The sequence below is a fragment of the Pseudomonas fluorescens genome, assembly GCF_902497875.1.
Classification (GTDB): domain Bacteria; phylum Pseudomonadota; class Gammaproteobacteria; order Pseudomonadales; family Pseudomonadaceae; genus Aquipseudomonas; species Aquipseudomonas fluorescens_BR.
On sequence record NZ_CABVHY010000008.1, the window covers coordinates 57,983 to 70,728 of the forward strand.

Sequence of the window (12,746 nt, forward strand, 5' to 3'; positions counted from 1 at the left end):
TTTTTGTGATTTCTCATAAGGGTACGGTACCGTACCGTACCATTAAGCGAAATGTGAACCAAAACCAAAAGGTCGTCAAGAGTGTTCAAAAGTATTTATCGTCTCGTCTAGAGGTACTGTGCAGCCCTTTCACGCTGGAAGGCATATCCAGAGCCGGTTACGCTATAACCATCCCGTACCGTACATTTCAGGAATACCCCAGCCACATGGAAACCCCCCGGCAAGCCGCAAAGCGTCAACACATGCTCAAGGTCGCGACCGAAATGTTCCTCGCGCAGGGCTACTCCGGCGTCAGCGTGGACGGGATAGTTGCGCAGATTGGCGGTTCCAAGCGGACGATCTACAGCTACTTCGGCGACAAGGAAGGACTGTTCGCTGCAATTATTACGCAGCTCTGCGCAGAGAACGTCAGTCCGCTCATGCATATGGATCTCAAGCGCAAGCCCTTGCACGAAGCCTTGTCGACCATCGCTCAGATCTTCCTGGAGGTGGTGCTCTCCCCGCGCACCATCGCACTGCACCGCCTGATCGTTGCCGAAGCGCCCCGCGCGCCCGAGGCCGCCCGGTCGTTCTTCGAGGCAGCACCGGCAACGGCTTACAACTGTTTGGCCGAGTACCTCACCTGGGCCGATGGCGCCGGACTGGTCGCGCCGGGAAATGCCCATACCCGCGCGGTGATTTTCCTCGATGCGCTGACCGGCGATATGCAGTTGCGCTGCCTGCTCGGGTTACGGGAGTTTCCTTCGCAAGTGGAACGCCAGCATCACATCTCAGAGGCCATAGCCATCTTCATCAAAGGCTTGTCGCCCAGCGACAAATAGACCAAGGGCAAGATCAAAAGATCGCAGCCTGCGGCAGCTCCTACGCAGGGTGGCGTAGACCAAGGAGTTCACGGGTGTACTCGGGCGGCGTAGCCTGCGATCTTTTAGCGGTTCTGGAGAGTGCCCGAAGCAAGATCAAAAGATCGCAGCCTGCGGCAGCTCCTACACAGAAAATCGCGTGCGCCAGAAAACAGGCCGGCTGTCAGGCCGCCTCGCTTTTGCCGTTGCTTTGGCTTTTGATCTTGATCTACCCGCCCCTTCGGCAGGCTGAGTGGAGGCGTTCATCAGGGGGTGGGCGCGTTGGTTTCAGCACCGTCTCCGTCGCCGTGGTACCGGCTCTGAGCCGCCCCTTGCCGGCATAGTCAGGGTCGATCTGAATCCGTACCGGCACCCGTTGCGCCAGTTTGACCTGGCTGGGGTTGATGTTGGCCAATAACCGCCTGCCCGGCGAGGTGCGCACCATCGAACGCGAAGTTCTGGCGGCGCTGGGGCAAACGAACCTGCCGGCGGCACTGGAACCGCTTGATTACGTGCTGAGCTTAGTCCGGGTTTGACTCCCGGCCCCTGCTGACCGAAGCTGACGCTTTTGCAAAAGCTCGCCAGCCCCGGATTACCGCATGTCCAAGCCTCGCCGCTACCTGCTCATCAGCCTGCTTATCCTGTTTGCCTTCGGTATCGCCTGGTTTTCCCTGCGTAGCACTGCACCCGAGGTTTCCCCTGCGCTCAAGCATGGCTACAACAAAGCGCTGGTGCAGGCCCGTAACGGCCAGCCGGGCGCGGCGCGGATGCTCTATCAGCAATTGGCTCGTTCGGACCTCTCGGACAGCCGACGAGTCACGCTGCATGCCGAACTGCCCAACTACCCTAGCCCGCAAGCCTTGAAACTGGCCGGCGCCGACCTCCTCAGCCCCTCGGTTGCAGTCCGTCAGGCGGCGATACAAAGCATTGTCGGGCTGGTTCCCGGCGGGCCGCGAAGCCTGTTGCTCGGGCCGTTGCTCGACGACCGCGATCAGCGCGTGCGCTTTGCCGCCGCCGCTGCGCTACTGGGGCTTTCGCCAGACGACCTGGGCTTGTATTTCGGCCCTTTGCAACAGGTGCTCGATGAGTATGAGGCGGTGCTCAAGACCCGGCCCGAGAGTGTCGAGGCGCAGTACCAACTGGCCCGCCTGCACCTGCACAACGGCGAATTGAAGGAGGCGCAATTGGCGCTGGAACAGGTGCTGCGCCTGGAGCCGGACAATCTTCGCGCCGTGGTGCTGCAGGTCGAGGTGCTGGACAAGCAAGGTCAGGGTGAAGCGGCCCGGCAATTGCTCGCCAAACAGCTGCAGGCCCAATCCGGGTCGGCGTACCTGCAACATGCCCTGGGCCTCTGGCTGTTGCATCACGGGCAAACCGAGTTCGCCCTGCTGGGCCTGTCCAAGGCAGTGGAACTGGAGCCGGACAACAACGAGTACCGTTATGACCTGGCCACCACCTTGCATGACGAAGATGAACTCGAGGCCGCACAACGCCAGCTCGAAGAAATCGTTCAACGCCAGCCGGCCAATCGCAAGGCGCGGGTACTGCTGATCAATTACTGGAAAGAATCCGGGCAATTGCAGAACGTGCAAGTACTGCTGGCGCAACTGGAGCAACAAAACCCGGATGACCCAGCGTTGCAGCAGGGGTTGTAGGCCCAATCCCGCGGTGTGATGGGTGTACAAAAAACCCTGCGGGAGCTGCCGCAGGCTGCGATCTCTTCAGCGGACAATCAGGTGTCCAGACGGACGCAAAGATCAAAAGATCGCAGCCTGCGGCAGCTCCTACGGGTTTTGCGTACACCCGGTAACCCACGGGTCTCTCAGCCGGCAAATAAAAGGTTGAACCGCCGCTGTGCGCCAAGGTCAAGTGAGAAGGCAGCGATTTCGGGCTACCCGGCCAGCGGCACGCTTACCCCGGCACATGAGGGCATTTTTTGTCTACATCTAACGAGTTGATCAGCGTCAAGGCCGCTACCGGTATCGAGGGACTGGATGACATCCTGTCTGGCGGGCTGTCACGCGGCCATGTGTTTTTGCTCGAAGGCGAACCCGGGACTGGCAAGACCACCGTAGGCCTGCATTTTTTGCTGGCCGGCGCCCGGGCCGGCGAACGCTCGCTGTATATCACCCTGTCGGAAACCGAGCGCGAACTGCGTCAGGGAGCACTGTCCCACGGTTGGGAGCTGGACGAAAACATCCATATTTTCGAGCTGACACCCCCCGAAAACCTGCTCAATGGCGAGCATCAACAAAGCCTGCTGTACTCCTCGGACCTTGAGCTGGGCGAAGCCACCCGGCAGATTTTCGACATCGTCGAGCGGGTAAAGCCAACCCGCGTGGTGCTCGACAGCTTGTCCGAGATTCGCCTGCTGGCCCAAAGCTCATTGCGTTATCGGCGACAGATCCTGGCGATCAAGCACTATTTCGTGCGCTACGACGCCACCGTCCTGCTGCTGGACGACCTGACCACCGAAGCCCTCGACAAAACCGTACACAGCGTGGCCCACGGGGTCATCCGCCTGGAAGAGCTGACCCCCAACTATGGTGCGGAACGCCGGCGGGTCCGGGTGGTGAAGTATCGTGGCCAACAGTACCGCGGCGGGTTCCACGACTTCACCATCATGGGCGATGGCGTGCACGTGTTCCCACGGCTGGTGGCCGCAGAGCATCGCGGGCGCTACGTGCGTCGCCAACTCAGCAGCGGCATCGAGGAAATGGATGCGCTGCTGGGCGGCGGTATCGAAACCGGTTCCAGCACCTTGATCCTCGGCCCGGCCGGGACCGGCAAATCGCTGATCAGCATGATTTTCGCTGCCGCGGCGGTGGCTCGTGGCGAGAAAGCCGCAATGTTCATCTTCGACGAAGAGCTCGGCCTGCTGGTTGAACGCATGAAAAACCTGGGTATCGATTTGCAAGCGCTGCAAGCCAGCGGCAATTTGATGATCGAACAGGTGGATGCCGCGCAATTGTCGCCTGGCGAGCTCTCCTGGCGCGTTCGTCGTTGCGTCGATGAAGGCAACATCAAGACCGTGATCATCGATAGCATCAACGGCTACCAGGCAGCGATGCCGGAAGAGAATGCCCTGGTGCTGCACATGCACGAGCTGTTGCTGTACCTCAATCGCCAGGGCGCCGCGACCTTCATGACCGTCGCCCAACATGGTCTGGTGGGCGACATGAAGGCGCCAGTCGATATCACTTACCTGGCCGACACGGTGATTCTGTTGCGCTACTTCGAAGCGCTGGGCAAGGTCCGCCGGGCGATCTCGATCATCAAGAAACGCACCGGCAGCCATGAGTCGACCATTCGCGAATACCGCATCAGCGCCCTTGGCCTGACCATCGGCGAGCCGCTGGACGCGTTCCAGGGAGTCCTGCGCGGCGTTCCCACTTACCTGGGTGCGAGTAACCCACTACTCAAGGATGAGGGTCAGTGACCGATCTCGAACCCGCTTGTGCGCGCGCAATTATTCTCGCGCCTCTGGGGCGTGACAGCCAGCTCGCGCTGTCGCTGCTCGACCAAGCCGGTTTCAGTGGCATCGCAGCCCGGGATTTGAGTGGCTTATGTGCCGAGCTGGAACAAGGCGCCGGTTTGTTGATCATCGCCGCCGAAGCCCTGCTCGGCGTGGATCTCGGGCCCTTGATCAACTACCTGGAACAACAGCCGGCCTGGTCGGACTTGCCTATCGTGCTGTTGACTCATCATGGTGGCCCGGAGCAGAACCCATCCTCAAGCCTCGGGGCCCAATTAGGCAACGTCACCTTTCTCGAGCGACCTTTTCACCCGGTAACGCTGATCAGCCTGGTGACGACTGCCCTTCGCGGTCGATGTCGGCAATATGAAGCCAGGGACCGGTTGATCGACCTCAGTGATAGCGAGCAACGCCTGCAGAACACCCTGGAGACCCTCGAACAGCAAGTCGAGGAGCGTACCGCGCAGTTACGCCACAACGAGGAAGCCTTGCGTCAGTCGCAGAAGATGGAAGCGGTCGGGCAACTCACTGGCGGCATCGCTCACGACTTCAACAACATGCTGACCGGGATTATCGGCAGCCTGGAACTCCTGCGCAGGCGCCTGGCCCGTGGTCGTACCGAGGATCTGGACAGCCTGATCGATCTCGGCGTGACCTCGGCCAACCGCGCCGCCGGCCTGACCCATCGATTGCTGGCGTTTTCCCGTCGCCAATCGCTGGACTCCAAGCCGGTACAGATGAACTCGCTGGTCATCGCCATGGCCGAACTGCTGCAGCGCAGTCTCAACGAGAGCATCCACCTGGACATGCAATTGGGTGAGCAACTGTGGGTGGCCGAAGCCGACCCCAACCAACTGGAAAGTGCCCTGCTCAACCTGGCGCTCAATGCCCGCGATGCGATGCCCGACGGCGGCAAACTGGTGGTGGAAACCTTCAACCAGCGCCTGGACGCCAGCTTCACAGAAGCTCAGAGCAACCTTGAACCGGGCGACTATGTGGTGTTGAGCGTCAGGGATTCCGGCTGCGGTATGCCGGAACACATCATCAACCGTGCCTTCGATCCGTTTTTCACTACCAAGCCAATCGGCCAGGGTACCGGGCTGGGCCTGTCGATGATCTATGGCTTCAGCAAACAATCCCACGGTCATGTGACGATTCACAGCGCGGTCGGCAAGGGCACCACGGTGAACCTGTACCTGCCGCGTTTTTGCGGCGACCTGGAACAAGCCCCATTGCCCGATCAACCCCAGGCGCCCACTGCCAGAAAGGGTGAAACAGTACTTATCGTCGAGGATGACCCGGCCGTGCGGGTACTGGTCAGCGAGGTATTGCGCGAGTTGGGGTATGATTTTGTCGAAGCGGGTGACGCCAGCAGCGCGATGCCGATACTCGACTCCGGCCAGCGTATCGACCTGTTGATCAGCGATGTCGGCTTACCAGGGATGAACGGCAGGCAACTGGCGGAAATCGGCCGGCAGTTCCGGCCGGGGCTCAAAGTGCTGTTTATCACCGGCTACGCCGAACACGCGGCAGTGCGCGGTGGTTTCCTCGATCCAGGCATGCAGATGATCACCAAACCCTTTACCTTAGACCTGTTGACGGCGAAAGTCCGGGAGATGATCAGTACCTGAGTCGAAACGCCTATCTCGTATGAGGCTTCGGCAGCGGCAACGTAGGCAGTACCCGTTCGAGCCTTACGCCAGCATTTCCTGTATTTTCTCTTGCAACTTATTCAGGTCGAAGGGTTTTTCCAGAATCGGCGCCGTCAGGGTGATGGGGCTGCCAGACTCGCGGATTTCCGCCGCATAACCGCTGATGAAGATGACTTTCAAGTCCGGGCGCAGCTTGACCGCGGGCTCGGCAATCATCACCCCGGTGATGCCACCGGGCAGACGGTAGTCGGTGATCATCATGTCCAGATGCGGTTTGCTGGCCAGAATCTCGAAGGCCTGCTCGCCGTTTTCGGCTTGCAATACCCGATAGCCCAGGCCTGAAAGGTAGTCGGCAAGCAGCATCAGGATTACCGGTTCATCTTCAACGATCAAAACGACGTCTTGTGCATCTTCACTCATGGGAAGCCTTTGTTCGGTCAGTAGCTGCCTGATACGACCATAGGGTCAGGCAGAGGTTGCGTTCCGTGCAGCGGTTTTCTACAACGGCAGACAAACGCGAAATAGCGAGCCTTGGTTAATCTTGCTCTCAACAGTGATGGAACCACCATGGGCAGCGACAATTTGCTCGGAAATAAACAGTCCGAGGCCCAGTCCGGCGACTACGGTTTTCGCCGACACCCGCTCGAACTGCTGAAAAATCCGTTGCTGATTCTCTTCGCTGATACCAATGCCATGGTCACGCACGTCGACCCGTGCCTGGCCGTCTTCGGTATACACCCGTACGTCGATGCAACCCTTGGCGCCGTAGCGCAGGGCATTGGTCAGCAGATTGGACACCACCTGTTCGATGCGAAATTCGTCCCAGCTGCCAACGACCGGTTGCTCCGCGAGGAAACTCACCGAGGACTCGGCCGCATCGACCTGTGGCGCGAAGTTTTGCAGCAGGTTGCTCACCAATTGCGTCAGATCGAAACGGCTGGGGCGAATCGACAACTTGCCGGTGCGAATCCGCGAGACATCGAGCATGTCTTCGATCAGCCGGATCAGGCTTTTGATCTGGCGCTCGTCGCGATCGACCATTGCATGCATCTTGTCCAGGGTGAAGGCCGCAGCGTTGTCCCGGGCCAGGTGCATTTTGCGCAACTGGGTTTCCAGAATCAGCCCGTTCAGCGGCGTACGCACTTCATGGGCGACGATCGACATAAAGTCGTCGCGCATGCGCACCGCCTGTTCGAGTTCGTTTTGCGTGGCCTGCAATTGCTGGAGCAAGGCTTCCTGCTCGCGACGGCTCTGCTCGAGAGCTTCGACCTGCTGCTTCATGGCCTTGCTTTGCCGATACAGTTCGACAAACACATTGACCTTGCTTTTCACCGCATGGATATCCAGCGGCTTGTGCAAGAAGTCCACGGCCCCGCTTTCATAGCCCTTGAACGCGTAGTTCAGGTCCCGGCCGGCGGCGCTGACGAACACAATCGGAATGTTTTTGGTTTTTTCGGTGCCACGCATCAACTCGGCCAGTTCGAAACCGTTCATGCCCGGCATCTGCACGTCGAGAATCGCCAGGGCGAATTCGTGTTGCAGCAGTAACGACAGGGCTTCATCGGCGGACAAGGCTTTGTACACTATGCGGTCTTCACGCTTGATCAGCGCTTCAAGGGCCAGCAGGTTCTCCGGCAAATCGTCGACGATCAGCAGTTTGGCCGGGATATTAATTAGCATGCGATTCGTTCCAGCTCGACAAGCAAACGGCTGATGCCGCGCAAAGGGAGAATGTGATCCGGTTGGTGCAGCGCCAGGGCCGCATCGGGCATGGTCGACATATGGGCCTCGTGCGGGTCCTGGACTATGGTCAAGCCACCACGGCGCTTGACCTGCGCCAGGCCAAGTGCACCGTCCTGATTGGCGCCGGTCAACAGCACGGCGGCCAGACCCGGACCATAAGCGTCGGCGGCGGACTCGAACAGATAATCGATGGCCGGGCGTGAATGATGAACCCGGTCTTCCAGGCTCAAGGACAGGCTACGGTCCTGCTCCACTGACAGGTGATAGCCGGGTGCCGCGAAATACAGGGTTCCGGGTTCGATGACAGCCTTGTCGCGGGCCTCGATGACCGGTATCGACACTCGCCGGGCAAAGACTTCCGCCAACTGGCTGCGATGCTCATCGGGCAAATGCAGAACGACAATGATCGGCAAGCTGAAACCCTGGCCCAAGGCGCTGAAAATGCTCAGCAAGGCCTCGACTCCGCCGGCCGAGGCGCCGACAACGATGGCCTCGACCCGAGGCAGTCCGGTTTGCTTGGCGAGGCCAGTGTTCATAATTTGCGATAGATCCGTTCTTGTTTGACCAACGGCTCGAACTGCTTGCCAAAGCTGGAAAAATCCAGGGTTTCCTTGCTGCCCAGTACCAGGAAGCCCCGATGGCAGAGCGATTCGTGAAACAAGCCAAAGGCACGATCCTGAAGTTTTTTATTGAAGTAAATCAAAACGTTACGACATGAAATTAATTGAGTTTCTGAGAATACGCTATCAGTCGCCAGACTGTGATCGGCGAAGGTCACATTGTCGCGCAAAGTCTTGTCGAAAATCGCATAGTCATACGCTGCTGTGTAGTAGTCGGCGAACGAACAGCGGCCACCGGCTTGCTGATAGTTATGGGTGTAGGCGCGAATATTCTCCAGCGAGAAGATGCCCTGCTTGGCCTTTTCCAGCGAGTGCGGGTTGATGTCGGTCGCATAGATGATGGTCCGTTCCAGCAGCCCCTCTTCGCGCAACAGAATGGCCATGGAGTAGACCTCTTCGCCGGTGCTGCAACCGGCGATCCAGATCTTGATCGAGGGATAAGTCTTGAGCAGTGGCACCACTTCCTGACGAATCGCCAGGAAATGCGAGGGGTCGCGAAACATCTCGCTGACCGGGATGGTCAGCAGTTGCAGTAACTGCATGAACGCCGTCGGGTCATGCAGTACCCGCTCCTGCAGCGCGGATATGGTCTTGCACTCGAACTGGTGCAGCGCATGCTTGACCCGGCGCTTGATCGAAGCGCCGGAGTAATCGCGAAAATCGTAGCTGTACTTGAGGTAGATCGCTTCGATCAGCAACCGCAGTTCGATCTCGGTATTTTGCTCCACTAGATTCGTTCCATCTTTGGCAGCCACACTCGAATGAGCGAGAACAACCGATCCAGGTCGATGGGCTTGGCCAGGTAATCGTTGGAGCCGGCCGAAAGGCAGCGCTCCTGATCGTCCTTCATGGCCTTGGCCGTCACCGCGATGATCGGCAGCTTGCGCCAGCGCGGATCCTTGCGAATCTCGATGGTGGCTTCGAAGCCATCCATCTCCGGCATCATCACGTCCATCAGCACCAGGTCGATGTCGTCGACTTCATTGAGTCTCTCGATCGCCTCGCGGCCGTTACGACCGATCACCACGATTGCGCCTTTTTGCTCAAGGGCACTGGTGAGGGCAAAGATATTGCGTACATCGTCGTCCACCAGCAGCACCTTGCGCCCCTCGAAGACCCGGTCGCGGCTGCGGGCGGTCCTGAGCATTGTCTGCCGTTCATGGGACAACCGGGACTCGACTTTGTGCAGGAACAGCGTCACTTCATCGAGCAGGCGCTCAGGCGAGCGAGCGCCTTTGATGATGATCGAGCGCGAATACTTGCGCAGCTCGGCCTCTTCATCACGGGTCAGGTTACGCCCGGTGTAGACGATCACTGGCGGGAACGAACAGATGTCTTCGGTGGACATGCGCTTGAGCAAGTCATTGCCGAGCATGTCCGGTAGCTTCAGGTCGATGATCATGCAGTCGTAGATGTTGCCGCGCAGCAGGTCCAGCGCTTCCTGGGCCAGGCCAACCGCGGTGATCTCGATGTCGTCATCGCCGATCAGCCGGGCAATGCTGTCGCGTTGCACATCATCGTCTTCGACCAGCAGCACCCGCTTGACCTTCTGGGTCAACTTGGCCTCCAGGCGGGCGAACACGTCCTTGAGCTCTTCGCGGGTGGTGGGTTTGACCGCGTAACCGATCGCCCCCATGTGCATCGCGGCTTCGACACGGTCCTCGACAGAAATCACATGCACCGGGATATGCCGGGTCTCGGCATGCTCCTTGAGACGTTGCAGCACCGTCAGGCCAGAGTGGTCCGGCAGGCGCATGTCGAGCAGGATCGCGTCCGGGATGAACCGGGTGGCGAGGCTGTAGCCTTCGTCGGCACCGTGGGCCACCAGGCAGTGATAACCGAGCTCGTGGGCCAGATCGAACAGAATGCGGGCGAAGTTCGGTTCATCTTCCACCACCAGGATGCAGCGAGTGGCAAACGGACCCTTGTCGCGGTCATCGGCAAACCGTGGAATCCGGACTTCGCTGATCACCGGCAAAGGGGCAGCCGTGCTAGCGGCGGGAGCGGCAGTGAACGCTATGGCCTGCCGGGGCTCGCTTGGCTGTTCGGCCGGTTCGAGGTACTGCTCTGGCAGCACCAGGGCAAACATACTGCCCTGCCCTGGCTCACTGTAGACACTGATTGAGCCACCGAGCAGCGCCGCCAGATCGCGGGAAATCGACAGGCCCAGCCCGGTGCCACCGTAACGACGGTTGATGGTGCCGTCGGCCTGGCGGAAGGCTTCGAAGATACTTTGTTGCTGCTCCGAGGGGATACCGATTCCCGAGTCGCGCACGCTGAAGGCAATGCCCTCGCCCGGCTGGCGAGAGACCGTCAGGCTGATGTTGCCTTTTTCGGTGAATTTCAGCGCGTTGGACAGCAGGTTCTTGAGGATCTGCTCCAGTCGTTGGCGGTCGGTGAAAATCATCGGTGGAGCGCCGCTCTGCAATTCGACCGCGAGCTCCAGATGCTTGTCCGCGGCCAAGGGCTGGAACATCCCCCGCAAACCTTCCACCAGACGCGCCACATTAGTGTTTTCCGGGCGCACTTCCAGCTTGCCGGCTTCGACCTTGGAGATATCGAGAATGTCGTTGATCAGGTTGAGCAAATCGTTGCCGGCCGAGTAGATCGATTCGGCGAACTTGACCTGCTCGGCACTGAGGTTTTGCTGAGGGTTTTCCGCGAGCAACTTGGCCAGGATCAACGAACTGTTCAGCGGCGTGCGCAGCTCATGGGACATGTTGGCGAGAAATTCGGATTTGTATTTGCTTGAGCGTTGCAGTTCCAGCGCGCGCTCCTCCAGCAGTAACTGGGCTTCACTCAACTCACCATTCTTGCGACCCACGGCGTCGCGCTGTTCAGCCAGCGCCAGGGCCTGCTCGGCCAACTGTTCGTTGGTCTGCTCCAGCTCGACCTGTTGGGTCTCCAGATGGGCCTGGGACTCCTTGAGAATCCGCGACTGCTCTTCAAGCTCTTCGTTGGCGGTCTTGAGCTCTTCCTGCTGCACTTGCAGTTCTTCATTGAGTTGCTGAGTCTGGGCCAGCACTTCCTGCAGGCGCTGGCGATAGCGGGCGGCTTCGATCGAGGTGCCGATATTGTCGGCAATCAACTCGAGCAATTCGATATCGCGATCGGTCAACGCGCGCAGGAAACCCAGTTCAATGACACCATTGACCTGCTCATCATTATTGGTCGGCACCACCAGCACACAGCGCGGCGCCCCGTCACCCAGCGCGGAGCTGACTTTGAAGTAGTCGCCTGGGACGTCGTCCAGGCGCAGAATGCGGTTTTGCTGGACCGCCTGGCCGACAATGCCTTCGCCGCTGAAAATCGTCCTGGCACGCTCTTCCTGTTCATGGGAGAAACCGTAGGAGGCAATGCGTTTGAGACCGCCCTGTTCGTCGCGGACATACATGGCGGCGACAACGCTGCCTATGTATTGCGCGCAAAACTGCAGGATATTACGCCCGAGCACGTTCAGCGTGAGTTGGCCAAGTACCTGTTCGGCCAGTTCGGTCTGACCATTGCGTAGCCAGGCTTGCTGTACGAGGCGCTCCGCACTCTTGCGTTGCGACTCGAGGTTATCTCTGTAACTAATTGAAAGATTTACCAAGTCTCTGCGACCTATATAGGCCAGCACCCCGCTGAGGCCGAGCACGAACAGCAAGTAGAGGCTGATAGTCACCACCGTGGTGCGGCTGACTTCCTCATTGCGGTTGACCCGCATTTGCCGCTCCAGAGCAACGAACTCGTCATATTCCTTGCGCGTCTCGTCCGTCAGACGCTTACCCCTGCCCGCTTGCACGATTCCGCGGAAATCTCCGTTTTGTCGACGCAGGTCAATCATCATCTGCGCATAGGCGTTCCATTCATTCTGCAAGGCCTCCAGACGCTGGAGCCGTTCGACCTGTTGTGGGTTATCCGCAACCAGTTGCTGCAGGCTGCGCAGTTCGCTGATGATCCGCGGCTTGGCCACTTCATAAGGGTCAAGGAAGTGCTCGTCGCCGGTGATCAGAAAACCGCGCATTCCGGTTTCCAGATCGACGGTCAGCTTCGCCGCTTCATTGGCGTTATTGATCACCCGGTCGGTGTGCTCGACCCACTGGATCACCGACAGCAAATACGTGATCAACGAGACAAAAAAAACCGCGCTGAGTACGCCGACACCCAACGGCAGACTGACGTTGCGGCTCAGGAGCTTGCGAAAACTCAGCTCGTCAACCGAAGACGGAGGGGTCATTTGAAGGCCTTGATAAAGGATTAACAACCACGGAGTTTGCCCCAAAGTCGGATGCGACAGCTATTTTTCTGACAGCTTAGCGTGCAATTTCCTACGTGGTATCTGCCCAGGGTCAGGAAAGACCGGTTATTCTGGCGGGCCATTGTACAGCTATGCTTTTTTGTACAGTTCCGGGAACTTGTCGGGATCCGCCACTTA

At 59.1% G+C, this 12,746-nt stretch carries 10 protein-coding genes and 1 pseudogene; 5 read left to right on the forward strand and 6 right to left on the reverse strand.

Annotated elements, in window-relative coordinates; all coding sequences use genetic code 11:
• Nucleotides 1–242: 242 nt before the first annotated feature.
• Entirely contained in the window at nucleotides 243–821 is a 579-nt protein-coding gene (locus F8N85_RS09765) for a TetR/AcrR family transcriptional regulator (RefSeq protein ID WP_224795667.1), read from the forward strand.
• Nucleotides 822–1,068: 247 nt separating this feature from the next.
• On the opposite strand, the pseudogene F8N85_RS34910 reads toward F8N85_RS09765, so the two are convergent.
• A pseudogene (locus F8N85_RS34910) lies at nucleotides 1,069–1,272 on the reverse strand (hypothetical protein); the annotation flags it as partial.
• On the opposite strand from F8N85_RS34910, the gene F8N85_RS35425 reads away from it, so the two are divergent.
• From F8N85_RS35425 to F8N85_RS09785, 4 genes are all read left to right on the forward strand, one after another.
• Nucleotides 1,244–1,375: a hypothetical protein gene (locus F8N85_RS35425; RefSeq protein WP_263596372.1), complete on the forward strand. Its 132-nt coding sequence runs from the start codon at nucleotides 1,244–1,246 to the stop codon at nucleotides 1,373–1,375. The pseudogene F8N85_RS34910 and the gene F8N85_RS35425 sit on opposite strands and share 29 nt — an antisense overlap.
• A gap of 63 nt (nucleotides 1,376–1,438) precedes the next feature.
• Entirely contained in the window at nucleotides 1,439–2,494 is a 1,056-nt protein-coding gene (locus F8N85_RS09775) for a tetratricopeptide repeat protein (protein WP_150803415.1), read from the forward strand.
• 281 nt (nucleotides 2,495–2,775) lie between these two features.
• On the forward strand, nucleotides 2,776–4,278 hold the full coding sequence (locus F8N85_RS09780; RefSeq protein ID WP_150803416.1) for an ATPase domain-containing protein: 1,503 nt from the start codon (nucleotides 2,776–2,778) through the stop codon (nucleotides 4,276–4,278).
• Nucleotides 4,275–5,945 (forward strand): response regulator, encoded by a 1,671-nt coding sequence (locus F8N85_RS09785; RefSeq protein ID WP_150803417.1) that lies wholly within the window; start codon nucleotides 4,275–4,277, stop codon nucleotides 5,943–5,945. Before F8N85_RS09780 ends, F8N85_RS09785 begins: the two co-directional genes overlap by 4 nt.
• A gap of 63 nt (nucleotides 5,946–6,008) precedes the next feature.
• On the opposite strand, the gene F8N85_RS09790 is transcribed toward F8N85_RS09785, so the two are convergent.
• From F8N85_RS09790 to F8N85_RS09810, 5 genes are all read right to left on the reverse strand, one after another.
• Nucleotides 6,009–6,386, reverse strand: a complete 378-nt coding sequence (locus F8N85_RS09790; protein WP_150803418.1) for a response regulator — start codon at nucleotides 6,384–6,386, stop codon at nucleotides 6,009–6,011.
• A 78-nt stretch (nucleotides 6,387–6,464) separates the two neighbouring features.
• The gene (locus tag F8N85_RS09795; protein WP_150803419.1) at nucleotides 6,465–7,646 is read right to left on the reverse strand and encodes a hybrid sensor histidine kinase/response regulator; all 1,182 of its coding nucleotides are present in this window, start codon (nucleotides 7,644–7,646) and stop codon (nucleotides 6,465–6,467) included.
• Nucleotides 7,640–8,245: a chemotaxis protein CheB gene (locus F8N85_RS09800; protein WP_150803420.1), complete on the reverse strand. Its 606-nt coding sequence runs from the start codon at nucleotides 8,243–8,245 to the stop codon at nucleotides 7,640–7,642. The genes F8N85_RS09795 and F8N85_RS09800 overlap by 7 nt, the downstream gene beginning before the upstream one ends.
• Nucleotides 8,242–9,057 (reverse strand): CheR family methyltransferase, encoded by an 816-nt coding sequence (locus F8N85_RS09805; RefSeq protein ID WP_150803421.1) that lies wholly within the window; start codon nucleotides 9,055–9,057, stop codon nucleotides 8,242–8,244. The genes F8N85_RS09800 and F8N85_RS09805 overlap by 4 nt, the downstream gene beginning before the upstream one ends.
• Nucleotides 9,057–12,548, reverse strand: coding sequence for a response regulator (locus F8N85_RS09810; protein WP_150803422.1), 3,492 nt, complete (start codon nucleotides 12,546–12,548; stop codon nucleotides 9,057–9,059). Before F8N85_RS09810 ends, F8N85_RS09805 begins: the two co-directional genes overlap by 1 nt.
• Between the last annotated feature and the right edge of the window lie 198 nt (nucleotides 12,549–12,746).

Coding starts and splice junctions, on each gene's coding strand:
- F8N85_RS09775 (WP_150803415.1), top strand. CDS start 1,439: ATGTCCAAGCCTCGCCGCTACCTGCTCATCAGCCTGCTTATCCTGTTT.
- F8N85_RS09800 (WP_150803420.1), bottom strand. CDS start 8,245: ATGAACACTGGCCTCGCCAAGCAAACCGGACTGCCTCGGGTCGAGGCC.
- F8N85_RS09790 (WP_150803418.1), bottom strand. CDS start 6,386: ATGAGTGAAGATGCACAAGACGTCGTTTTGATCGTTGAAGATGAACCG.
- F8N85_RS09810 (WP_150803422.1), bottom strand. CDS start 12,548: ATGACCCCTCCGTCTTCGGTTGACGAGCTGAGTTTTCGCAAGCTCCTG.
- F8N85_RS09765 (WP_224795667.1), top strand. CDS start 243: ATGCTCAAGGTCGCGACCGAAATGTTCCTCGCGCAGGGCTACTCCGGC.
- F8N85_RS35425 (WP_263596372.1), top strand. CDS start 1,244: ATGTTGGCCAATAACCGCCTGCCCGGCGAGGTGCGCACCATCGAACGC.
- F8N85_RS09795 (WP_150803419.1), bottom strand. CDS start 7,646: ATGCTAATTAATATCCCGGCCAAACTGCTGATCGTCGACGATTTGCCG.